22 protein-coding genes are annotated in these 21,321 nt (G+C 63.7%); 11 read left to right on the forward strand and 11 right to left on the reverse strand.

Annotation, left to right across the window (positions count from 1 at the left end):
- The first annotated feature begins 112 nt into the window (after positions 1-112).
- The 4 genes from carA (at position 113) to greA (ending at position 5,619) form a co-directional block, all read left to right on the forward strand.
- Positions 113-1,369, forward strand: coding sequence for a glutamine-hydrolyzing carbamoyl-phosphate synthase small subunit (carA, locus tag ACNI3Q_RS01650; RefSeq protein WP_426273585.1), 1,257 nt, complete (start codon positions 113-115; stop codon positions 1,367-1,369).
- Entirely contained in the window at positions 1,362-1,733 is a 372-nt protein-coding gene (locus ACNI3Q_RS01655; RefSeq protein WP_426273587.1) for a hypothetical protein, read from the forward strand. Before carA ends, ACNI3Q_RS01655 begins: the two co-directional genes overlap by 8 nt.
- Before the next feature lie 5 nt (positions 1,734-1,738).
- Positions 1,739-5,062 carry a carbamoyl-phosphate synthase large subunit gene (gene carB / locus ACNI3Q_RS01660; RefSeq protein ID WP_426273589.1) on the forward strand — a complete coding sequence of 1,108 codons (3,324 nt, stop codon included), beginning with the start codon at positions 1,739-1,741 and terminating at the stop codon, positions 5,060-5,062.
- Positions 5,063-5,142: 80 nt separating this feature from the next.
- Positions 5,143-5,619 (forward strand): transcription elongation factor GreA, encoded by a 477-nt coding sequence (gene greA, locus ACNI3Q_RS01665; protein ID WP_426273590.1) that lies wholly within the window; start codon positions 5,143-5,145, stop codon positions 5,617-5,619.
- 70 nt (positions 5,620-5,689) lie between these two features.
- On the opposite strand, the gene ACNI3Q_RS01670 is transcribed toward greA, so the two are convergent.
- The 5 genes from ACNI3Q_RS01670 to ACNI3Q_RS01690 form a co-directional block, all read right to left on the reverse strand.
- Positions 5,690-5,902, reverse strand: a complete 213-nt coding sequence (locus ACNI3Q_RS01670; protein WP_426273592.1) for a DUF4170 domain-containing protein — start codon at positions 5,900-5,902, stop codon at positions 5,690-5,692.
- 78 nt (positions 5,903-5,980) lie between these two features.
- Complete coding sequence (locus tag ACNI3Q_RS01675; protein WP_426273594.1) at positions 5,981-6,367, reverse strand: hypothetical protein; 387 nt, start codon at positions 6,365-6,367, stop codon at positions 5,981-5,983.
- Complete coding sequence (locus ACNI3Q_RS01680; RefSeq protein WP_426273596.1) at positions 6,364-6,684, reverse strand: hypothetical protein; 321 nt, start codon at positions 6,682-6,684, stop codon at positions 6,364-6,366. The genes ACNI3Q_RS01675 and ACNI3Q_RS01680 overlap by 4 nt, the downstream gene beginning before the upstream one ends.
- The gene (locus tag ACNI3Q_RS01685) at positions 6,681-7,049 is read right to left on the reverse strand and encodes a phage holin family protein (protein WP_426273598.1); all 369 of its coding nucleotides are present in this window, start codon (positions 7,047-7,049) and stop codon (positions 6,681-6,683) included. Before ACNI3Q_RS01685 ends, ACNI3Q_RS01680 begins: the two co-directional genes overlap by 4 nt.
- Positions 7,050-7,076: 27 nt before the next feature.
- On the reverse strand, positions 7,077-7,556 hold the full coding sequence (locus ACNI3Q_RS01690) for a hypothetical protein (protein WP_426273600.1): 480 nt from the start codon (positions 7,554-7,556) through the stop codon (positions 7,077-7,079).
- Positions 7,557-7,711: 155 nt separating this feature from the next.
- On the opposite strand from ACNI3Q_RS01690, the gene eno reads away from it, so the two are divergent.
- Positions 7,712-8,989 (forward strand): phosphopyruvate hydratase, encoded by a 1,278-nt coding sequence (gene eno / locus ACNI3Q_RS01695; protein ID WP_426273602.1) that lies wholly within the window; start codon positions 7,712-7,714, stop codon positions 8,987-8,989.
- A 26-nt stretch (positions 8,990-9,015) separates the two neighbouring features.
- On the opposite strand, the gene ACNI3Q_RS01700 is transcribed toward eno, so the two are convergent.
- Positions 9,016-9,387, reverse strand: coding sequence for a tRNA-binding protein (locus ACNI3Q_RS01700; RefSeq protein ID WP_426273604.1), 372 nt, complete (start codon positions 9,385-9,387; stop codon positions 9,016-9,018).
- Between the two features lie 57 nt (positions 9,388-9,444).
- Here ACNI3Q_RS01700 and ACNI3Q_RS01705 point away from each other — a divergent pair, with 57 nt between their 5' ends.
- From ACNI3Q_RS01705 to ACNI3Q_RS01715, 3 genes are all read left to right on the forward strand, one after another.
- On the forward strand, positions 9,445-9,759 hold the full coding sequence (locus ACNI3Q_RS01705; protein WP_426273606.1) for an FtsB family cell division protein: 315 nt from the start codon (positions 9,445-9,447) through the stop codon (positions 9,757-9,759).
- A gap of 101 nt (positions 9,760-9,860) precedes the next feature.
- A complete protein-coding gene (pdhA, locus tag ACNI3Q_RS01710) occupies positions 9,861-10,910 on the forward strand; it encodes a pyruvate dehydrogenase (acetyl-transferring) E1 component subunit alpha (RefSeq protein WP_260019657.1) in 1,050 nt (349 codons plus the stop codon).
- 1 nt (position 10,911) lies between these two features.
- Positions 10,912-12,300 carry a pyruvate dehydrogenase complex E1 component subunit beta gene (locus ACNI3Q_RS01715; protein ID WP_426273609.1) on the forward strand — a complete coding sequence of 463 codons (1,389 nt, stop codon included), beginning with the start codon at positions 10,912-10,914 and terminating at the stop codon, positions 12,298-12,300.
- Between the two features lie 57 nt (positions 12,301-12,357).
- Here the strand turns inward: ACNI3Q_RS01715 and ACNI3Q_RS01720 are convergent, their stop codons facing one another.
- Genes ACNI3Q_RS01720 through ACNI3Q_RS01730 form a run of 3 tightly spaced genes read right to left on the reverse strand, consistent with a single transcriptional unit; the run spans position 12,358 to position 15,736 of the window.
- Positions 12,358-13,047, reverse strand: coding sequence for a TadE/TadG family type IV pilus assembly protein (locus ACNI3Q_RS01720; protein WP_426273611.1), 690 nt, complete (start codon positions 13,045-13,047; stop codon positions 12,358-12,360).
- The gene (locus ACNI3Q_RS01725) at positions 13,044-13,766 is read right to left on the reverse strand and encodes a TadE/TadG family type IV pilus assembly protein (RefSeq protein WP_426273613.1); all 723 of its coding nucleotides are present in this window, start codon (positions 13,764-13,766) and stop codon (positions 13,044-13,046) included. The genes ACNI3Q_RS01720 and ACNI3Q_RS01725 overlap by 4 nt, the downstream gene beginning before the upstream one ends.
- Complete coding sequence (locus ACNI3Q_RS01730) at positions 13,763-15,736, reverse strand: Tad domain-containing protein (protein ID WP_426273614.1); 1,974 nt, start codon at positions 15,734-15,736, stop codon at positions 13,763-13,765. The genes ACNI3Q_RS01725 and ACNI3Q_RS01730 overlap by 4 nt, the downstream gene beginning before the upstream one ends.
- 148 nt (positions 15,737-15,884) lie before the next feature.
- Here ACNI3Q_RS01730 and ACNI3Q_RS01735 point away from each other — a divergent pair, with 148 nt between their 5' ends.
- Both ACNI3Q_RS01735 and ACNI3Q_RS01740 read left to right on the forward strand, forming a co-directional pair.
- Entirely contained in the window at positions 15,885-16,559 is a 675-nt protein-coding gene (locus ACNI3Q_RS01735) for a squalene/phytoene synthase family protein (RefSeq protein WP_426273616.1), read from the forward strand.
- 62 nt (positions 16,560-16,621) lie between these two features.
- Positions 16,622-17,101, forward strand: a complete 480-nt coding sequence (locus ACNI3Q_RS01740) for an EF-hand domain-containing protein (protein WP_426273618.1) — start codon at positions 16,622-16,624, stop codon at positions 17,099-17,101.
- On the opposite strand, the gene trmFO is transcribed toward ACNI3Q_RS01740, so the two are convergent.
- Positions 17,098-18,417, reverse strand: coding sequence for a methylenetetrahydrofolate--tRNA-(uracil(54)-C(5))-methyltransferase (FADH(2)-oxidizing) TrmFO (gene trmFO / locus ACNI3Q_RS01745; protein WP_426273620.1), 1,320 nt, complete (start codon positions 18,415-18,417; stop codon positions 17,098-17,100). The genes ACNI3Q_RS01740 and trmFO overlap by 4 nt on opposite strands.
- Before the next feature lie 643 nt (positions 18,418-19,060).
- On the opposite strand from trmFO, the gene ACNI3Q_RS01750 reads away from it, so the two are divergent.
- Positions 19,061-19,678: a lysoplasmalogenase family protein gene (locus tag ACNI3Q_RS01750; protein ID WP_426273621.1), complete on the forward strand. Its 618-nt coding sequence runs from the start codon at positions 19,061-19,063 to the stop codon at positions 19,676-19,678.
- Positions 19,679-20,732: 1,054 nt separating this feature from the next.
- On the opposite strand, the gene ACNI3Q_RS01755 is transcribed toward ACNI3Q_RS01750, so the two are convergent.
- The gene (locus ACNI3Q_RS01755) at positions 20,733-21,281 is read right to left on the reverse strand and encodes a GbsR/MarR family transcriptional regulator (RefSeq protein ID WP_426273624.1); all 549 of its coding nucleotides are present in this window, start codon (positions 21,279-21,281) and stop codon (positions 20,733-20,735) included.
- Positions 21,282-21,321: the final 40 nt, after the last annotated feature.

Consider the following 21,321-nt stretch of genomic DNA (forward strand, 5'->3'; position numbering starts at 1 on the left):
TCCCCGATAGCCTGAACATTGTGGGATTAACAGATTGACGCGGCCGTTCATCGAGTCTAGCCGCCGACACTTAGCGACATTGCCGGAACCCAGATAAGGAGCGCCCACCCCCATGGCCGAAGCCTCGACTATGCCTGCACCTGAAGGAGCGACGGGGGTGCTGGTACTGGCGTCCGGCGACGTGATCTGGGGCCATGGTTTCGGCGCAGAAGGATCGGCGGTCGGCGAAGTGTGCTTCCACACCGCAATGACCGGGTATCAGGAAATCATGACCGACCCGTCATTCGCCGGTCAGATGATCTGCTTCACCTTTCCGCATATCGGCAATGTCGGCGCGAACCCCGAGGATTTCGAGGCGGACGACCCCCATGCCCTGGGCATGATCGTGCGCGAGATGCCGACCCAGCCGAGCAATTTCCGCAGCGTCGAAACGCTGTCCGAATGGATGGCAAAGCATAACCGCATCGGCCTGGCCGGGGTGGATACCCGCGCGCTGACCCGGCGCATCCGCGGCGGTGGCGCACCGAACGGTGTGATCGCCCATTCCGCCACCGGCGAGTTCGATATTCCCGCCCTGCTGGAACAGGCGCGCGCCTGGCCGGGGCTGGAGGGGATGGACCTGGCCAAGAGCGTGACGCGCGAAACCCACGGCACGTGGGATGGCGGCATCTGGCGGCTTGGCTTCGGCTATGAAGCGGCGGGTGAGCGTCCTTCGACAGGCTCAGGACGAGCGGATGAAGGATCTCTGGCGGATGCTCCCCCGGCCGCTCACCCTGAGCCTGTCGAAGGGCGCAGTCCCGCCGAGCGGCCTCATGTCGTCGCCGTGGATTACGGCGCCAAGCGCAACATCTATCGCAATCTGGTCGCCGCAGGCGCAAAGGTCAGCGTGGTGCCGGCCGAGGCGACCTATGATCAGATCATGGCGCTGAACCCCGACGGCGTGTTCCTGTCCAACGGCCCCGGCGATCCGGCGGCGACGGGGGACTATGCGCTGGCCCCGATCAAGCAGCTGCTGGAGGAAAAGGTGCCGGTGTTCGGCATCTGCCTCGGTCATCAGTTGTTGGCGCTGGCAGCGGGGGCGAAAACGACCAAGATGTTTCAGGGGCATCGCGGCGCCAATCATCCGGTCAAGCGGCTGGACGACGGCGTGGTCGAGATCACCAGCATGAACCACGGTTTCGCGGTGGACCGCGACACGCTGCCCGCGAATGCGCGGGAAACCCATGTGTCGCTGTTCGACGGCAGCAATTGCGGGATCGAACTGACCGACCGCCCCGCGTTCAGCGTGCAATATCACCCGGAGGCCAGCCCCGGCCCGCAGGACAGCTTCTATCTGTTCCAGCGGTTTGTGGGGATGCTGCGTGCTTGAATTTAAAGACCCCATCGAAGCACCCAAGCTTCTCGTCAAAGCAGTTCGATGGGCCAAAAAGCATCGTTTTCATATCCTGTCTTTGTCCGCGCTTGCGCCCAGTCAAAGCTACGATGAACTGAAGCAAGTAGCAAAGACATGGCAAGCCAATGGTTTTGGAACGATGTTTGAGGAATGTTTCGATTGCCATCGGACAGTAACTTTTAGTTTGAATGCCAGCGCGATGGCCGCTGCGGAGAATATTGAGCGTAAAAGTTTGCGGGGGCGGTTCTCTGCTTTGCCATTGGGCAAAGGCGCATGGGATGTTGCCAAAATTCTCGGCGCGGCAGCCGCAGGCTGGCTCGCAAAATCATATTCCGGATAGGTCATATGCCCAAAAGAACAGACATCTCTTCCATCCTCGTCATTGGCGCAGGACCCATCGTCATCGGCCAGGCGTGCGAGTTCGATTATTCGGGCACGCAGGCGATCAAGGCGTTGAAGGAGGAGGGCTATCGCATCGTCCTCGTCAACTCCAACCCGGCGACGATCATGACCGATCCGGAGCTGGCGGACGCGACTTATGTCGAGCCGATCACCCCCGCCATCGTCGCCAAGATCATCGAGAAGGAGCGGCCCGACGCCGTGCTGCCCACGATGGGCGGTCAGACCGCGCTGAACACTGCGCTGGCGCTGTTCAACGACGGCACGCTTGAGAAGTTCGGCGTCAAGATGATCGGCGCGGATGCAGAGGCGATCGACAAGGCGGAGGACCGGCAGAAATTCCGTCAGGCGATGGACAAGATCGGGCTGGAATCCGCCCGCTCCGCCGTCGCACATACCATCGAGGAGGCGCTGGCCGCGCTGGAGATCACCGGCCTGCCCGCGATCATCCGCCCCAGCTTTACCCTGGGCGGCACGGGCGGCGGCATCGCCTATAACCGGGAAGAGTTCATCCGCATCGTCACCGGCGGGCTGGACGCGTCGCCCACCACCGAGGTGCTGATCGAGGAATCGCTGCTCGGCTGGAAAGAATATGAGATGGAGGTCGTCCGCGACCGGAACGACAACTGCATCATCGTGTGCTCCATCGAAAATGTCGATCCGATGGGCGTCCATACCGGCGATTCCATCACGGTCGCGCCCGCGTTGACGCTGACCGACAAGGAATATCAGATCATGCGGAGCGCCAGCATCGCGGTGCTGCGCGAGATCGGCGTGGAAACGGGCGGATCAAACGTCCAGTTCGCGGTAAATCCAAAGGATGGCCGCCTGATCGTCATCGAAATGAACCCGCGCGTGTCGCGTTCCTCGGCGCTGGCATCCAAGGCGACCGGCTTTCCCATTGCCAAGGTCGCGGCGAAGCTGGCCGTCGGGTACACGCTGGACGAAATCACCAACGACATCACTGGCGCGACCCCCGCATCCTTCGAACCCACCATCGATTATGTCGTAACGAAAATCCCGCGCTTTGCGTTCGAGAAGTTCAAGGGATCGGAGCCGCTGCTCTCCACCGCGATGAAATCGGTGGGCGAGGTGATGGCGATCGGCCGCAACATCCATGAATCGATGCAAAAGGCGCTTCGCGGCCTGGAAACCGGATTGTCCGGGTTCAACGATGTCGACCATCTGGTCGGCGCGCCGCGTGCGGAGATCGAGGCGGCGCTGGCCCAGGCGACGCCCGACCGGCTGCTCGTCGCGGCGCAGGCGCTGCGCGAGGGCTTTACCGTTGCCGAGGTCCACGCGATTGCGAAATACGATCCGTGGTTCCTTGAGCGGATGAAGGAGATTGTCGACGCGGAAAACGAAATCCGCGCCGATGGCCTGCCGCGCGATGCGGCGGGGATGCGCCGGCTCAAGGCGATGGGCTTTTCCGACAAGCGGCTCGCCTATCTGGCGGTGCAGTCGGCGGGCCTGCGCGACCGGTTTCAGGCGCGCGGCGGCCTGATCAACGAAGCGGTCAAGGCGATGACCGGCGGGGTGAACGAGGCGGATGTCCGCGCGCTGCGCCACAAGCTGGGCGTGCGGCCGGTGTTCAAGCGCATCGACACCTGCGCTGCCGAGTTCGAGGCCAAGACGCCTTACATGTACTCGACCTATGAAGCGCCCAGCTTTGGCGAGCCGGAGAATGAGGCGATGCCGAGCGAGCGTCGCAAGATCGTGATCCTGGGCGGCGGGCCGAACCGGATCGGGCAGGGGATCGAGTTCGATTATTGCTGCTGTCATGCCTGTTTCGCGCTGTCCGATGCCGGGTTCGAAACGATCATGGTCAATTGCAACCCGGAAACGGTTTCGACCGATTATGACACGTCGGACCGGCTGTATTTCGAGCCGCTGACGGCCGAGGACGTGCTGGAAATCCTGGACGTGGAACGCTCGTCCGGCGAGCTGGTCGGCGTAATCGTGCAGTTTGGCGGGCAGACGCCGCTCAACCTGGCCAAGGCGCTGGAGGCGGCGGGCATCCCCATATTGGGCACCAGCCCCGACGCCATCGACCTGGCCGAGGATCGCGAGCGGTTTGCCGCACTGGTGGCAAAGCTGGGCCTGAAACAGCCCGCCAATGGGCTGGCGCGCAGTCGGGACGAGGCGGTCGCCGCTGCCGAACGCATCGGCTATCCCGTGCTGATGCGGCCCAGCTATGTTCTTGGCGGCCGGGCGATGGAGATCGTGGATACGCAGGCGCAGCTGGATGACTATATCCAGACGGCGGTGCAGGTGTCCGGGGACAGCCCCGTCCTGATCGACCAGTATCTGCGCGATGCGATCGAAGTGGACGTGGACGCGATCTGCGACGGCACCGATGTCGTCGTTGCCGGCGTGCTTCAGCATATCGAGGAGGCGGGGGTCCATTCGGGCGACAGCGCCTGCTCCCTGCCGCCCTACAGCCTGCCCGCCGACATCATTGCCGAGATCGAGCGTCAGGCGGAGGCGCTTGCCCATGCGCTGAAGGTCAAGGGGCTGATGAACATCCAGTTTGCGGTCAAGAATGGCGAGGTTTACCTGATCGAGGTCAATCCGCGCGCTAGCCGCACGGTGCCCTTTGTTGCCAAGGCAATCGGCGCGCCCATCGCGAAATATGCCAGCCGCGTGATGGCGGGCGAAATGCTGCGCGACATGCCGGCCGTGAGCCGCCACATCGATCATATCGCGGTCAAGGAAGCGGTGTTCCCCTGGGCGCGCTTCCCCGGCGTCGATCCGGTGCTGTCGCCCGAAATGAAATCGACGGGCGAGGTGATGGGTATCGACCGCGATTTCGCCACCGCCTTTGCCAAATCGCAACTTGGCGCCGGCGTCACCCTGCCTCAGGGCGGTACGGTGTTCGTCAGCGTCAAGGACAGCGACAAGGCGGTCATCCTGCCGGGCGTCCGCATCCTGTCGGATCTGGGCTTTGCCATCATCGCGACGGGCGGCACCGCCGATTACCTGGCGGAGCAGGGCATCGCCGTGGAGCGGGTGAACAAGGTGGCGCAGGGTCGGCCGCACATTGTCGACCGGATCCTGGATGGCAAGGTGACGTTGGTCTTCAACACGACCGAAGGGTGGCAGTCGCTGAAGGATTCAGCGTCGATCCGCGCTTCGGCCGTTGCGCAGAAGGTGCCGTATTTCACCACGGCCCCCGCCAGCGTCGCCGCCGCACAGGCAATCCAGGCAATGCGCGGCCACTCTCTTGAAGTGCGTCCCCTGCAGGCCTATTATTCGAAATCGCACAATTGATCCCGGATCATTGGTGACTGGTGCGGGCGGTCAGGGGATGGGCCGCTTGGGACAAGATATTGATGTAAAGGGTTTGAGGGATGGCGACCGTCGAGAAGATGCCGATGCTGGCGCGGGGCTACGAGATGCTCAGCGAGCAGCTCAAGGCGCTGAAGGCCGAGCGTCCGCAGATCGTTGATGCGATCGAGGAAGCGCGCGCGCATGGCGACCTGTCGGAAAACGCCGAATATCACGCCGCCAAGGAGCGTCAGGGCCAGATCGAAGCGTCGATCGCGGATATCGAGGACAAGCTGTCCCGTGCCCAGGTGATCGACCCGCGCGATCTGTCCGGCGACCGCATCGTGTTCGGCGCGACCGTCACGCTGATCGACGAGGATGAGAAGGCGGTCCGTTATCAGATCGTCGGTCTGGCCGAAGCGGACGCCAAGACGGGCATGATCAGCTATAATTCGCCGCTGGGCCGCGCGCTGATCGGCCGCAAGGTCGGCGACGAGATCGAAGTGACCGTGCCCGCCGGCGATCGCTGGTACGAAGTCAGCAACATCGAATTCATCTGATCCCGACCGGCTCGCCCGAGGCAAAAGCAAAAAGGCCGCTTCCCGTTGAGGAGACGGCCTTTTTTGTTGGTTATGCTTCTGGTTCGAGCAGGCGGTGCAGATGGACGACAACATACCGCATTTCGGCATCGTCCACCGTGCGTTGCGCGGCTGCACGCCAGGCTTTTTCGGCGGCGGCGTAATCCGGATAGATGCCGACCACGTCCAGCTTTGACGGATCGGCGAAATCAAGGGTCTGCGGGTCGCTGACGCGGCCGCCGAATACCAGGTGCAGTTTGCTCATCGGCTGTTTCCCGGGGCTTGAGAATGATCCGTCCCGCTTACCGCAATGCGGCGCAGTCTCAACCCCGGGTAACCGGGGTCAGCCGGATTTTTTCGCTGCGTCGCGTCCCGCCTCCTTGGCGGCGAGCAGGACGTGCTCGACGATCGAGCCTGCGCGCGCCTTGGCCCTGCTGGTGTCGGGCGTCAACGCGCTCAGCTCCTGCTTTCCGACTTCACGGGCGGCGGCGACAGCCGCACCGGCGGTTGCGGTGATTCGCTTGCCGAGCGGGCCCAGCACCGATTTTTCCTTCTGCGTTTTTGGCAACAGCGCCCCGGCGATCATGCCGACGGCAATGCCTGCTCCCAGGACCGCCAGCGGATTATCCTCGACCCGGCGGCTCGTCTGTTCCCGGCTGCTGTCAATGGCCTTGGAAACCTTGCGCTTCACGCTGGCCTTGCCGTTCTTCGTCTTTGCGGAGTCGGTCATTGCTCGTCCTTTTCCGGTGAATCTAACTCGTGTTCGTCCAACCTGACTGACCGGGCGCCGGTTCCACGGCCTAGCCGTTTCACGAGCACCAACAATCCGATCAGCGCCGCGCCGATCATGGCAGGTTTGCTGGTCGCCGCCTTGCCGGCCAGTCCGGCGGCAAATTGCTGTCCCTTGCGCGCAGCGGCGCTGGACAGGCGTTCCAGCACCTCGTCCGGGCCCAGCTGATCGCGCAGGCGCGCCGCCGTGACGTCCATCTGCCGACGGGCAGCATTGGCCATCTGGCGGGCAGTCAGGGGGTCGATCGGGCTGCTCATTCATCAAGTTCCGCCGCAGGGGAGGTGGGGTCCAGCGGACGGACAAGGCGGCGTGCGCGCGACCGCGCCGTCAGCGCGAGCAACGCAACCAGCGCCACGCTCGGCACGATGACGAAGAGCATGGCAAAGACCAGACCGACGATCGGCTGTAGCAGCAACATCAGGCCGACCAGAATGGCAAGCATGATGGCCGTGCCTATCGCCAGCGCGCCGGCACCCAATCCAACCAGGATGATCGCATCCCGGGCCCGGTCGCGAGCGACCGCTTCGGCAAAGACGGCCTCTGCCTTTGCATAGGCTCGGGCATCCTTGACCAGCTGACCCATCAGCTTGGGTACGGTTTCCAGGTCGTGCTCATCCGCCACGGCAAAACGCCCCGCTCGCCGCCATGATCAGCCCTTGGTACCGCTCTCGTCAGCCGTTTCGGCAGCGTCAGCGACGCCATCGATGCCCGACTTGATCACCCGTGCCAGCACGAACCCGATGGCAGCGGCAGCACCAATCGCCACGGCAGGCGACTTGCGCACAAAATCGCGGACATCGTCGACCAGCTCGTCAACATCCTTGCGCTCGATGGTCCCGGCCAACCCGGCAACGGCGCTGGCCGCCGACCGCGCATACTGGCCATATTGCTGGCCGACCTTCTCATCGACCGTGCTGGCAGCGTCGTCCATCATCCGGGCGAACTCGTTAAGCGCGCCAGATGCCTTCTGCTTGCCTTCTTCGGCAAAGCCGCGGGCCTTGTCGGCAGCTTGGACGCCCAGCTTGGAAGCTTCGTGCTTGATGGCTTCGGCAGGCTTCGGCTTGGCATTCGCCGCCGATGCGGCTTCGGCATCGCCCGTCGGAGGCGTGGTTTCGGTGGATTCAGTCATGGGTCGATCCCTCCATTCGAATTCATCCAGTCAACCCGTGCCGGGCCAGCTGGTTCCAGCGCCGCCTCGATTGCCCCACGGCCAATCTGCCGATAGAGGCTGCCGCAAGAACGACCGGCGCCCAACGCGCCCCTCACATCTAGGAGGACCATTTCGTGACCGCAATCATCGACATTCATGCTCGCCAGATCCTGGACAGCCGGGGCAATCCCACGGTGGAGGTCGACGTGTTGCTGGAAGACGGCAGCTTCGGGCGTGCCGCCGTCCCGTCCGGCGCATCCACTGGCGCGCATGAAGCGGTGGAAAAGCGGGACGGCGACAAGTCTCGGTACATGGGCAAGGGCGTGACCGAAGCGGTCGAGGCGGTCAATTCCGAGATTTTCGAGGCGATTACCGGCATGGATGCCGAGGATCAGGCCGATCTGGATCAGGCAATGATCGAGCTGGACGGTACGGAGAACAAGAGCCGACTGGGCGCAAACGCCATCCTGGGCGTGTCGCTGGCAGCGGCGAAGGCAGCGGCCGATGCCCGTGGCCTGCCGCTCTACCGCTATGTCGGCGGCGTTTCGGCGCATGTTCTGCCGGTGCCGATGATGAACATCATCAATGGCGGCGAGCATGCCGACAACCCCATCGATTTCCAGGAGTTCATGATCATGCCCGTCGGTGCCGAGAGCATCGGCGAAGCCGTCCGCTGCGGCGCGGAGATCTTTCACACGCTGAAGAAGAAGCTGCATGACAAGGGGCTGGCGACAGGCGTGGGTGACGAGGGCGGATTTGCCCCCAACATCGCCAGCACGCGTGAGGCGCTGGACTTCATCATGGCGAGTGTCGAGGCGGCCGGATACAAGCCGGGCGAAGACGTGATGCTGGCGCTGGATTGCGCTGCGACCGAGTTCTTCAAGAACGGCCGGTACGAGATCACCGGCGAAGGCCTGTCTTTGACGCCGGTCCAGATGGCCGAATATCTGGCCGACCTGACCCGCGCCTATCCGATCCTGTCGATAGAGGACGGCATGGGCGAGGACGATTTCGAAGGGTGGAAGGCGCTGACGGACGCCGTGGGCGACAAGGTGCAGCTGGTCGGCGACGACCTGTTCGTCACCAATCCCAAGCGGCTTGCCATGGGGATCGAACAGGGCCTGGCCAATTCGCTGCTGGTCAAGGTGAACCAGATCGGTACGCTGACCGAAACGCTGGCGGCGGTCAGCCTGGCCCAGCGTTCGTCCTATACCGCCGTCATGTCGCACCGGTCGGGCGAGACCGAGGATGCGACGATCGCCGACCTGGCGGTCGCCACGAATTGCGGTCAGATCAAGACGGGATCGCTTGCCCGTTCCGACCGGCTTGCCAAGTACAACCAGCTGATCCGCATCGAGGAAGAGCTGGGCGACGCAGCGGTCTATGCCGGGCGCAGCGTCCTGCGCGGCTGATCGTCCGACCGGCCCGGCAGCGCGCGTCAGAACAGGCGCGCGCCGTCGGGCACCGGATGGTCGGGGCGAAACAGCACCACTTCGCCAGTCGCGTCGGGAAAGCCGAGTGTCAGCACCTCTGACATGAACTTGCCGATCTGGCGCGGCGGGAAATTGACGACGGCCGCGACCTGACGGCCGATCAGATCGTCGGGCGTATAGTGGCGGGTGATCTGTGCGCTCGACCTGCGCTGGCCGATGCCGGGGCCGAAATCGATGACCAGTTTCAGCGCCGGCTTGCGCGCTTCGGGAAAGGGTTCGGCGGACAGGATTGTCCCCACTCGGATATCGACGGCCAGAAAATCGTGGAAGCTGATCGTGTTGGCCGCAGGATCCGCCGGATTATGACTAAGGTGCATCACTTAATCCCTCAGTAACCACTTGATTCGCCGATTCGGGTCGGCCATGAATCATTCATGTCGGCAGGTGGGGTCATCCGGTCAATTCTGTGGAGGGCGGTCGTCCCGTCCCTGGCAATCGGTTTTATGGGCATCTTTGCCTATAATGCCGTGCTGGGTGCCAATGGCCTGCTGAACTACCGCGAATATAACCGCCAGATGCGCGTCAAACAGGCGCAATATGCTGCGCTTCAGCAACAGCGGCAGCAACTGGCGAACCGGGTGCGCCTGTTAAAGGGCAAGGCTGATCCCGATCTGGTCGACGAACTGCTGCGCAAGGGCATGGGCGTCAGCCGCGAGGATGAAATCATCATCCTTCTCAATCAGAACTGATCCCACCAGACCGGCACATTCGAATTCGGGTGATTGCCCTAGGGCAGAAAACACGCCTATAGGCGGGCACCTTCCTTCCCCGGAACGAGGATCAAGATAACGTGGCAAAGGCACCGGCGAACCGCGCCAGCACCGAACCCCCCATTCCCAATCGGGAGCGACCCGGCGAACCGCAGCGGTTCAAGGCTTCGAAGGAGCAACTGCTGGAATTCTACCGCCAGATGCTTCTGATCCGCCGGTTCGAGGAAAAGGCCGGCCAGTTGTACGGCCTGGGCCTGATCGGCGGTTTCTGCCACCTGTATATCGGTCAGGAAGCGGTGGCCGTGGGCCTGCAGTCGGCGCTGAATGGCGACACCGATTCGGTCATCACCGGATATCGCGATCATGGCCACATGCTGGCCTATGGCATCGATCCAAAGGTCATCATGGCCGAACTGACCGGACGTGAAGCGGGCATCAGCCGCGGCAAGGGCGGTTCGATGCACATGTTCTCGACCGAAAAGAAGTTTTACGGCGGCCACGGCATCGTCGGCGCTCAGGTCAGCCTGGGTGCGGGACTGGCGTTCGGGCATAAATATGCCGGCGATGGCGGCGTGTGCCTTGCCTATTTCGGCGACGGCGCGGCCAACCAGGGCCAGGTGTATGAATCGTTCAACATGGCCGAGCTGTGGAAGCTGCCGATCATTTTCGTGATCGAAAACAACCAGTACGCCATGGGCACCAGCGTGCAGCGTTCATCGGCCGAAGATCAGATGTATCGGCGTGGCGAGAGCTTCCGCATCCCCGGCATCCAGGTCGATGGGATGGATGTCCTTGCCTGTCGCGGCGCTGCCGAAACCGCGCTGGAATGGGTGCGCAGCGGCAAGGGCCCGATCATCCTCGAGATGAAGACCTATCGCTATCGCGGCCATTCCATGTCCGATCCGGCCAAGTATCGCTCCCGCGACGAAGTGCAGTCGATGCGCGACAATTCCGATCCGATCGAGGGTGTGAAGAAGGAACTGGCCGCCGCCGGCGTGACCGAGGCCGATCTGAAGTCGATCGAGACGGAAATTCGCAAGATCGTGAACGAAGCGGCGGATTTCGCCGAATCCACGCCGGAACCCGATCCGGCAGAACTCTATACGGACGTGCTGGTGGGGACCTACTGACATGGCGATCGAACTGAAGATGCCGGCTTTGTCGCCGACCATGGAGGAAGGCACGCTGGCCAAGTGGCTGGTGAAGGAAGGCGATAGCGTCGCTGCGGGCGACATCATGGCCGAAATCGAAACCGACAAGGCGACCATGGAATTCGAGGCGGTCGACGAAGGCGTGATCGCCAGGATCCTGGTCGCCGAGGGTACCGACAACGTAAAGGTCGGCACCGTGATCGCGTTGATCGCGGGTGAGGGCGAGGATGCCGGTTCGGTTGAGGCCGCGCCTGCTGCTGCGCCTGCGCCCGAAGCGCTCAAGGCGGACGAGGCTCCTGGCAAGGCGGAAACGCCCACCGGTACGGCTCAGCTCGCCGATGTGAAGCCGCGCGCCGCCGATCCCGCGATCCCCGAGGGGACCGAAATGGTCAAGACCACGGTCCGCGAGGCGTTGCGGGATGCGATGGCCGAGGAAATGCGCGCCGACGACCGCGTGTTCGTGATGGGTGAGGAAGTCGCCGAATATCAGGGCGCCTACAAGGTCACGCAGGGCCTGCTCGACGAATTCGGCTCGCGCCGCGTCATCGACACGCCGATCACCGAATATGGCTTTGCCGGCATCGGCACGGGGGCCGCAATGGGCGGCCTGCGCCCGATCGTCGAGTTCATGACGTTCAATTTCGCCATGCAGGCGATCGACCACATCATCAATTCGGCGGCCAAGACGAATTACATGTCCGGCGGCCAGATGCGCTGTCCGATCGTGTTCCGCGGCCCCAACGGCGCAGCCAGCCGTGTGGCGGCTCAGCACAGCCAGAATTACGGCCCGTGGTACGCCAGCGTACCCGGCCTGATCGTCATCGCGCCTTATGACGCCGCCGATGCCAAGGGCCTGTTGAAGGCGGCGATCCGTAGCGAAGACCCCGTCGTCTTCCTGGAAAACGAGCTGATGTATGGCCGCAGCTTCGACGTGCCGAAGCTGGATGATTACGTCCTGCCGATCGGGAAGGCGCGGATCGTTCGTCCGGGTAAGGACGTGACGATCGTGTCCTATTCCATCGGCGTCGGCGTCGCGCTGGAAGCAGCGGAGACGCTGGCAGGCGAGGGCGTGGATGCCGAAGTGGTCGATCTTCGCACGCTGCGTCCGCTGGACACGGCAACCGTACTGGAAAGCCTGAAAAAGACGAACCGCATGGTGGTGGTCGAGGAAGGCTGGCCGACCTGTTCGATCGCGTCGGAAATTGCCGCCGTGGCGATGGAGCAGGGCTTTGACGACCTCGACGCGCCGGTACTGCGCGTGACGAACGAGGACGTGCCGCTGCCCTATGCGGCCAACTTGGAAAAGCTGGCCCTGGTCGATGCGGCGCGGGTCGTGGCTGCGGTAAAGAAGGTCACCTATCGCGGATGACGTGACGCCGTGGCGGGGCAGCTGGCTCCGCCACGGCATCGCTGGTGCGGTTGCCGGTCAGTTCACTGTGCCGGTGGTCGGCCAGCCGCTATTGGCGGTGCAAAGCGCCTGAGGCGCATTCTCCGTGTTGTACACCGCGGTCAGGTCGCGCCGGTCGCGTACCATCATCGACGCGATTTCGACCATGTTTGGATCGGGATGGATTCCGGTCGTGATCAGCGGCGTATATTCGAAATACAGCTCGACGAACATGGTGGCGTTGCTGTCGGCAACCACAGCCTGACGGCCCGCCGGCCCCATGCCCGCCAGGTTGTCTGCGCCGGCCGCGCCGTATGTCGATTCGTGCGACACCTTTGACCCATAGCATCGCTGCCACCGGATCCGGTATTTGCCGGTATGAGCCGGATCGTCTTCGAGGCTGCTGAGGATCACCCGCCCGTTTTGCGACAGGTTGAGACCCCCCGATTGCAGCTGAGCGCCGATCAACAGGTCGTTGATATCCTGTTCGGTAATCCGCTTTGCCTGAAGCTGCGTACCCGCACCGATCCGGGCAGCATTGTCGGCAATGTGCAGCGCCAGCTGGCTCACCCGCATCCGCGTCGTGATGTAATGGGTCAGTTCAGCACCGGTCAGCGTGAACAACAGGAAAAACGGCAGGCCATAAGCAAACTCGATCAGCGCGAGACCGGATGTGTTGCCACGCAGCCGGCGCACCGCCGCGGCGATCATGATGCCCGCCCGCTTCATGGGCAATTCCTTGTCGTCGAGCTGACCGTTCCGCTCTGGTCGCCATAGGGCTGGTTGCGCAGCACAGTGGTTGCAACGATCTGTTTTGCACCGGACATGCCGATGAACTCATAGAGCGGAAACACTGCCTGATAATCCACCTCGACGCGGTAGATCACGGCATCCTTGGCGCCGCCCTGGCCATTTTGCCCCAGATTGGCAGTCCAGCTGTTGTTATTGTTTTCATCGACATACGCCTCGCCGTTGTTGCACACCCCGTCGGGTGCACCCATCGTGTCGATGTAAACCTCTCCCTCATCATAGACGCCATTGCCATTGAGATCGGTAAAGGTCTCACCCGGCGTGTATTTGCCATCCGGCTGCGCACTGGCCATGTCCGTAAACGGTTCGCCGCGCCGCGTTGCCTGCCTGAAATTCAGGAACGAGGTGCGGGTGATCGTGGTGGTGGCACCGCTGACCAGCTTGGCAACCTCGTCCCGCACCTTCTGGTCCATGGCCGTCTGGCTGGCGGTAAGCTGACCGCCCTCCAGCGCACCGTCGCGGGCTGTCTTCTGGACGATCCCCTCGACCATGGCGTCCATGTACAGGGTATGGCCGATGTCCATCGCACCCATCACGAGCATGCACAGTGTCGGCGCGATGAAGGCGAATTCAAGCAAGGTATTGCCATCCTTCGCCCGCGCCAGCCGCGCAGCCGATTTGCGAAGTTGCGCGATCACGAGGTCAGCCTCAACTGAGAGATCTGATTGGCGATGTCGCGGAACGTTTCCTGCAGCTGCGTCGAGTTGCGCGCACTGAAGAACCGGCCCGACGAGGCGCAGGTCGTCATCTGACCCTCGATCGTGGTGTTGGACGTGCCGTACCAGATCACCCAGAGTGTGATGTTCTTGTTCTTGATCGCGGTGCAGATCGCCTGGGTCCGGGCGTTGACCTGTTCGGTCAACGTGCCGGTGGTGCTGCAGCCCTCAGTCGGTTCGATGTCGGGGTCGGTCTGACGCCGGTCGTACCAGGCAAGGCCATATGCCTGGTAGTTGTTGACATTGGTACAGGCGTCGCCATCGGTCATGAACACCAGATGCCGCTCGATCTCGCCGCCCTCCGGCGTGAACCGGTTTTCGCTGGCGAACAGCCCGGTGGGCGACATCAGGCGGCCACCCCAGATCAGGCCGATGTCGTGATAGGTGTTACCATTGGGCGTCAATGCGTTGACATAGGTTTCAAACGCACTGGCAGAAGCCCATTCGGTCAGTTTGGTCGCGGCAACCGGGCAGGCAAAGCTTCCTCCGGAAAAGTTGGTAAAGCTCGTGATGGTGTTGAGCGAACGCGCGTTGTTGTTGTCGGAACTGACTTTTCGCTGGTATGTGACCGCCAGTGCTGGCCGCCAGCGCGTCCGGTCGTCGCCCGTCGAAGGGACGCGATCAATGTCAAGGTCGATGGCGTCCGCATCGATGGGATAATAGCTGGTCGCGCGGACCGTATCACGCTCCTCGATGCAGCCAGCCCAGTTGATGGTGCTGTTCCCGAAATTGTTGTTGATCGGAAGCGAAATGCTGTTGTTCCATGTCGTGCCATTTTTCAGGCCGCTCACATTGAACTGGACGGGTTTATACTCCCACGCATTGAAGGCGCGGGCATTCGCCGTGCCTTGCTGAACATGGCGGAAGTCGAAGGTGCGATCGTAATTGCGGGTGCGCGTGCGATATTTGCAGTTGTTGTTGCCGGCTGCCCAGCTGACATATTGATACTCGCGGTCGCGCCATTGACGGACGGATTGAAACGTACCGTCCCATGATGTCAGGCCGCCATTGGCCTCGTTCCGGCCAAGCCAGGCATTGGCGTTGCGCGCTTCATCCCGAATCGCGGGCTGGGCAAGCGCTTCGCACTCTGCCCTAGTCGCCGTCGTGGCGCTGACGTTTCCGCTCCAATTGCTCCAATTGCCCTTTGCGCCATCGGTAAACCCGGTTTCCACGCCATAGACCGTCTTGATCTGCCTGGACTGGTAGGTCCACTGGTCGACGACCCAGTCGGGGTTGAGCAGGCGTCCGACATTGACGTTGGAGGCATAGGGCACAAAGCCAAACCGGACCTGGGTTTCAGTGCCGATACCACCACTGGGGTCGCCGCCGACACAGGATGCGGCCGTGTTTTCGCGGGCGAGCGTTTCATAGAAGCAAAGAACGGCTGTTTTCAGACCGTCGATCTTGCGCTGTGTGTCGTTCGGCAGCGGATCATCCATCGACCCGGTAACGTCAAGCACGAACATCACGTCCGTATTCGGCAGCCGCATTTCGGCATCGCAGTCGATCTGCAGCGTTTCTTCTTCCTTGCCCAGCACCCGCATCACCGTCATCGGCACGGTTGCGCTGGCTGTCCCCGTCACCTTTCCAGCCGTTTCCGCGAAGGTCGCGGTGACGCTCTCTGCGCCGAAGCTGCTGGGCGCGATATTGGCGTTGAAGAACTGCTGGGCGGTCTGGTTCGGCCTGCCGCCATTCTGGGTCCAGATGCCGCCGCCCATCGCCTTGCGGCCGGCAAGCGCGCCAGCATCGCAGGCGTGCTGAAGCCGCGTCTTGACGATGTACAGCCGGCTCAGGTCAAGCGCGCCGCCGATCAGGCCGGCAAGCGGCATCAGCGATGCGGCCATGATGGCCAGGGTGTTGGCGCGCTTGTCGCGGGCCAATCGGGTCAGCAAACCGCCTGCATGACGGGCTTTTTTTGTGAACCAGAATTGCATAGTGCCTGCGGCCCCCGGATATACGTACCCTTGCCCATGCACCCGCATTGGATAACCGCTGTTCAACCATCATGGTTACTGACGCATTTACCCCTGGAAACCGGCCGTGACCCTGCGCCTTTTGGAAAACCCCGAGGTGGCGCTGACCATCGGATATGCCCCGGCGACGTTGCAGCCAGTGGTCAAGGCGCTGTTGAGCCTGGACGACTCGCTGGGTGCGGTGTTGCGGGCGACGGGTCAGCCGATGCTGGCGCAGCTGCGGCTTGCGTGGTGGCGGGATCAGCTGGCGGCGCTGGACGGCGGGGAACCACCAGCGATGCCGGTGCTGGTCGAGGTGGCGTCAGCGGTGGTCGGCGCCGAGGTTTCGGGCCAGATGCTGGCCGACATGGCGACGGGATGGGAGCGGCTGGCGACGGCGGAGGAACTGACGCCGGAAATTCTGGGCGCTTATGCCGAGGAGCGGGGGGCAACGCTGTTCCGGGCGGTGGCGCGGTGTGCCGGGGTCGGTGAGCCTGCGGGCCTCGCCAAGGCGGGGCAGGGATGGGCGCTGGCCGATCTGTCCCGACATCTGAGCGATCCGGCGGCGGCGGGGGAGGCACAGGGGATGGCGCTGGCTGCGCTGGCCGATGCGCCGGGGCGCTGGCCGGGGCCGCTGCGGGTGCTGGGCGCGCTTTCGCTGCTGGCGCGGATGGATGCCGCCATGCCGCTGGACCAGCCGATCCGGCATGGTGCGCCGGGGCGGGTGGCGCGGCTGGCGCTGATGAAGCTGACCGGTCGCTAATCCGCATTGACCATCGCGCGGCCTCCGCTAGCCTTGGCGTCAAAGGGGCTGGGAGGCGGGCGATGTGGCGGTATCTGGCGGGGGCGGCAGGCGCGATGCTGCTGATGGTGGCGGGCCTGTTCCTGTACCGGTCGATGGCGAGCGGCGAGGCCAGCCCGACACCGCCGCCGCCGCCAGGGGCGCAGGCCGCAGCAGCGCCCCTGCCCGATGTCGCCCCTTCGGCCCCGGAGCGGAGCCGGGAGGAGAAACGGTTCGACCGGTATGACAAGGACCGGGACGACCGGATCACCCGGGACGAATATCTGGCCAGCCGGCGCAAGGCCTATGCCAAGCTGGATGCCAATGGCGACGGCCGGCTGAGCTTTGACGAATGGGCGATCCGCACCACCGACAAGTTCGCCAAGGCCGATGCCAGCGGCGACCGGGTGCTGACCCGGACAGAGTTTGCGACCACTGCGGTCAAGCGCAAGCCGGCTGCGAGCGTCAAATGTCCGCCGGCCGAGCGCGCCCCGGAACCGGCGGAGGAAGAGGCCGAGGGTTAGGCCGCCAGCCATTCCCCAAGGGCGACCCGGGCGCGGTCGGTGTACATCCGTTTCCGATCCGCTTTTTTCGTGCGGCCGGGAATGGGGGGCATCAGGCCGAAATTGACGTTCATCGGCTGATAGCTTTCCGCCCGCGCATTGCCCGTGATGTGGCCGAGCAGCGCGCCCAGCGCGGTCTCCACCGGCGGCGGCGTCATGGCGCGGCCCGCCAGTTCGGCGGCCCAGAAACGCCCGGCGATCAGGCCGATGGCAGCACTTTCCACATAGCCCTCGCACCCCGTAATCTGTCCGGCGAAGCGGATATGCGGGGCCGATTTCAGGCGCAGCGTGGGGTCGAGCAGCTCGGGCGAGCGGATGAAGGTGTTGCGGTGCAGGCCGCCCAGTCGGGCGAACTCTGCATTTTCAAGGCCGGGGATGGTGCGGAAGATGCGCACCTGTTCGGCATATTTCAGCTTGGTCTGAAAACCCACCATGTTCCACAGCGTGCCGGTGGCATTATCCTGCCTGAGCTGAACGGCGGCATAGGGCCAGCGGCCGGTGCGCGGATCATCCAGGCCGACCCCCTTCATCGGACCGAAGCGCAGCGTGTCGAGCCCACGTTCCGCCATTACCTCGATCGGCATGCAGCCGTCGAAATAGGGGACGTTTTCCCATTCCCGGAACTCGGTCTTTTCGCCCGCCATCAGCGCGGCGTGGAACGCCTCATACTGTTCGCGGTCCATGGCGCAGTTGATGTAATCCGATCCTTCGCCCTTGTTCCAGCGCGACTGTTTCCAGGCGATGTCCATGTCGATGCTTTCGACATGGACGATGGGGGCGATGGCGTCGAAGAACGCCAGCTGATCCTTGCCCGTCGCAGCGCCGATAGCGCCGGCCAGACCCGGCGCGGTCAGGGGACCCGTGGCGATGATCGTCGGGCCGCTGGCGGGCAGGGTGTCGATCCGTTCCCGCACGACGGTAATGTTCGGATGTTGAGCCAGGCGTGCGGTGACCCCGGCGGCAAAGCCGTCGCGGTCGACGGCAAGGGCGGATCCGGCCGGAACCTTGTGCACATCCCCCATCGCCATGATGATCGAGCCCAATGCGCGCATTTCCTGATGCAGCAGGCCGACGGCATTGCTGTCGGCGTCATCGGAACGAAAGCTGTTCGAGCAGACCAGTTCGGCAAGATCGTCGGTCTGATGCGCGGGGGTGCGTTCTCCGGAGCCGCGCATTTCGGACAGGCGGACGCGAAGCCCGGCCTCGGCCAGCTGCCAGGCGGCTTCCGATCCGGCGAGGCCGCCGCCAATGATGTGAATGTCGTGGGTGTTGGTCATCAAATTGGGGCCAGTTTTGACAGTTTTGACACTATGAATGGGTTTACGGGGCGGTTGACAGTCGGAACCGGGTCTTTCCGCGCCATGCACGGGGCTTTTGCGCAGGCAGAGCCTAGGCGCAAGACGGGTGTGTAGGAAAGGGGCGGGATTGGGCGGAGGGCGGTGGGAAGGGGGGCAGCAAGAAGACCCTCACCCTTCCCACCGCTTCGCGGCGGGCCCCTTCCCTCTCCCGCTTGCGGGAGAGGGAGCATTCAACGCGGCCTGTGCCATCATTCCCTTTCCCGCAAGCGGGAGAGGGAGGGAGGCGCGCAGCGCCAGAAGGGTGAGGGCCTTCTCGCTACGCTCGTCGTGCCGGACCTGTTTCGGCATCCATGGTACAGCAGCGGGCGGTTGGCGGACCGCAAGCTGGACCCCGGCACGGGGCCGGGGTGACGGTGTTTGGTGAAGCAGGGCGGTGCGCCCATGCTCCCGTCATGCCGGATGTGTTCCGGCATCCATTGTGCGGCAGCAGGCGGATCGTGCGGTGGCACGCTGGACCCCGGCACAAGGCCGGGGTGACGGTGGGGAATAGGGCATCGGCGTGCTGGCATTGGCGCAAGAAGACGGGCAGTGCTTGGACAGGCTCAGCACGAGCGGGGACAGGATGGCGAAAACGATCTGGATAGCGGCGCTGATTGCGGGGGCGAGTTATACGCTGGTCGGATGGTCCGACCTGAGCGGGCCGGGCGTCGTCGTGTGGAAGGGGGCGGGCGTGGGCCTGCTCGCACTATGGGCGGCGATGACGGCGCGGGAAAGCGATGGCCGGTTGCTGGCCGCCGCGCTGGCGCTGGGCGCGATCGGCGATGTCCTGCTGGAGGCGGTGAGCCTGATCGTGGGGGCGATCGCGTTCCTGGCCGGGCATATCGTCTATATCGCGCTGTTCGCCCGGCACCGGCGACCGGCGATGAGCCGGAGCCAGCGCCTGCTCGGATGGATCATCGCGCCTGCCACGACGCTGATCGCCGCGTTGCTGAGCCGGGATGCTGGCGTCGCCATCTATGCGGCCGGGCTGGGCAGCATGGCGGCATTTGCGTGGACCAGCCGCTTTCCCCGCTATCGGGTCGGGGTCGGCGCGATGCTGTTCGTCCTGTCCGACCTGATCCTGTTCGCGCGGATCGGCGGATTTGGCAGCTGGGAGCTGCTGATCTGGCCGACGTATTTCGCGGGCCAGGCGCTGATCGCATGGGGCGCGGGGCGGTTGCTGGCCGCCTCTGCCCGCTGAGCGATGATCGCCAGCACGTTGTTCGACACATCGCCAATCAGCAATTCGCCCCAGGCGCGGGCATAGCGGTTCACCGGCGTCTGCGCCCAATAGCGGGTGGTCAGCGTGAGCCGGGTGCCGCCATCCGGCAGGTGGGTCAGCCGATAGCCGCCATCGGTGATGCGGTAATGCGGGCTGTCGGGCATCAGGTGCCGGTCCTGCATCGCCCAGCCGTCCATCGCAGCGCGGCCGAAGCGGAAATCCCAGTGGAGCCGACGTCCCGGCTGCCATGCTGTCACGACTTCATCGAAGCGGATATCATCCTGCCACGCGACGTGGCGGACCGCGCCCACCCGGTCGGCATCGAGGCGGACCCCGGTGGGGCGGGGCAGGCCGATCAGGCTTTGCGAGACGGTGAAGCGTCCCTCGTCCGCGCGGATCGCGCCGACGCCCTTGGCCAGCTGCCAGACGGTCATCGGATCGGCGGCAATATCGATGCTGCGCGTCACGACATAGCGATCGCGGGGAAGCGGGATCATCGGTTCGACCTGAAACGCGACGAGCGGGATGACCAGCAGCGCGCTGGCGTTGAACGTCGCCTCGATCGATTCCCCCGGCTTGCGGCGCTGGCGCAGCTTCATGGTCAGCGCGCCGCCGATCAGACTGCTGACCATCCACAGCGGGGCGAGCATCAGGATACAGATCACGCCTTCCCGCAGGAAAACCATGGATGCAACGATGACCAGTAGCATCAGGACGAAGGGGACGGTGCCGAGATACCAGCCGCGCCCTTTTTCCCCATGCGGGTCCCCGACATAGGCGATGAACGCCGTGACCGCGGCGGGCAGCACCAGCAGAAAGGTGAAGCCGACAAGCGCCCCGGGCCGGGTGAAATCGAGCAGCAGATAGACGCCAAGCGCAAAGGCCAGGGCGACCGCAAAGGCACCGGCGATGCGGCGGGTGGCGGTCGGCAGGCGAGGCGATTCAAGGTCCATGTTTATCTGCCTTCAGTTAATTCTGTAAATACAGAAACATATGGGTGCGGCTGATCGGGACTCGACGGGCGGCGGGCGGGTCAGCCTTCCTGCTTGCCGGAACCGGGGATGAAGCGGGCGACCTTTGCCCCCAGCTTCATCAGGGTGACGAGGGTGGATTTGGGCAGGGAGCGCACCTGTTCGTACCAGTTGCCCAGCGTGCCGATGAATTCGTTCATGCGGACGATCCGTTCCCGGACATGGGGCGGGGCCGATGGATCGTTGCGAAGCCGTTCGGCCAGTTCGCCCATCAGCTGAATCGTCGGGTCGATCTCTCTGCGCTTACGCTCCTGCGTGATGCGCACGAGCATTTCCCACAGATCGGTTTCGCCGACAAAATGATCGCGGCGATCCCCCTCTACATGCACGCGGCGGACGATGCCGTAGCCGGTCAGTTCCTTGAGCGCGGTGGAGACGTTGGAACGGGCGAGAGTGAGCGTGTCGGTAATCTCGTCCGCCGGCAGCGGCCGGTCGGACAGATAGAGCAGGGCATGGACCTGAGCCACCGATCGGTTGACCCCCCATTGCGTGCCCATTTCCCCCCAATGGAGGATGAACGCCTTTGCATCGGGATGGTCGAACAGGCTCAAGTGCAATCCTTTCTGTAAAGACAGAAATAACAGATGACGC

The sequence above is a fragment of the Sphingomonas eleionomae genome (genome assembly GCF_049889035.1).
In the GTDB taxonomy this organism is placed as follows: Bacteria; Pseudomonadota; Alphaproteobacteria; order Sphingomonadales; family Sphingomonadaceae; genus Sphingomonas.

Excerpts from the sequence above, each read along its gene's own strand:
- ACNI3Q_RS01690 (WP_426273600.1), bottom strand. The coding sequence starts at position 7,556 with ATGACTGAATCCACCGAAACCACGCCTCCGACGGGCGATGCCGAAGCC.
- ACNI3Q_RS01675 (WP_426273594.1), bottom strand. The coding sequence starts at position 6,367 with ATGACCGACTCCGCAAAGACGAAGAACGGCAAGGCCAGCGTGAAGCGC.
- ACNI3Q_RS01720 (WP_426273611.1), bottom strand. The coding sequence starts at position 13,047 with ATGAAGCGGGCGGGCATCATGATCGCCGCGGCGGTGCGCCGGCTGCGT.
- carA (WP_426273585.1), top strand. The coding sequence starts at position 113 with ATGGCCGAAGCCTCGACTATGCCTGCACCTGAAGGAGCGACGGGGGTG.
- ACNI3Q_RS01740 (WP_426273618.1), top strand. The coding sequence starts at position 16,622 with ATGTGGCGGTATCTGGCGGGGGCGGCAGGCGCGATGCTGCTGATGGTG.
- ACNI3Q_RS01700 (WP_426273604.1), bottom strand. The coding sequence starts at position 9,387 with ATGCACCTTAGTCATAATCCGGCGGATCCTGCGGCCAACACGATCAGC.
- ACNI3Q_RS01705 (WP_426273606.1), top strand. The coding sequence starts at position 9,445 with ATGTCGGCAGGTGGGGTCATCCGGTCAATTCTGTGGAGGGCGGTCGTC.
- trmFO (WP_426273620.1), bottom strand. The coding sequence starts at position 18,417 with ATGACCAACACCCACGACATTCACATCATTGGCGGCGGCCTCGCCGGA.
- greA (WP_426273590.1), top strand. The coding sequence starts at position 5,143 with ATGGCGACCGTCGAGAAGATGCCGATGCTGGCGCGGGGCTACGAGATG.
- ACNI3Q_RS01715 (WP_426273609.1), top strand. The coding sequence starts at position 10,912 with ATGGCGATCGAACTGAAGATGCCGGCTTTGTCGCCGACCATGGAGGAA.
- carB (WP_426273589.1), top strand. The coding sequence starts at position 1,739 with ATGCCCAAAAGAACAGACATCTCTTCCATCCTCGTCATTGGCGCAGGA.
- ACNI3Q_RS01750 (WP_426273621.1), top strand. The coding sequence starts at position 19,061 with ATGGCGAAAACGATCTGGATAGCGGCGCTGATTGCGGGGGCGAGTTAT.
- ACNI3Q_RS01670 (WP_426273592.1), bottom strand. The coding sequence starts at position 5,902 with ATGAGCAAACTGCACCTGGTATTCGGCGGCCGCGTCAGCGACCCGCAG.
- ACNI3Q_RS01680 (WP_426273596.1), bottom strand. The coding sequence starts at position 6,684 with ATGAGCAGCCCGATCGACCCCCTGACTGCCCGCCAGATGGCCAATGCT.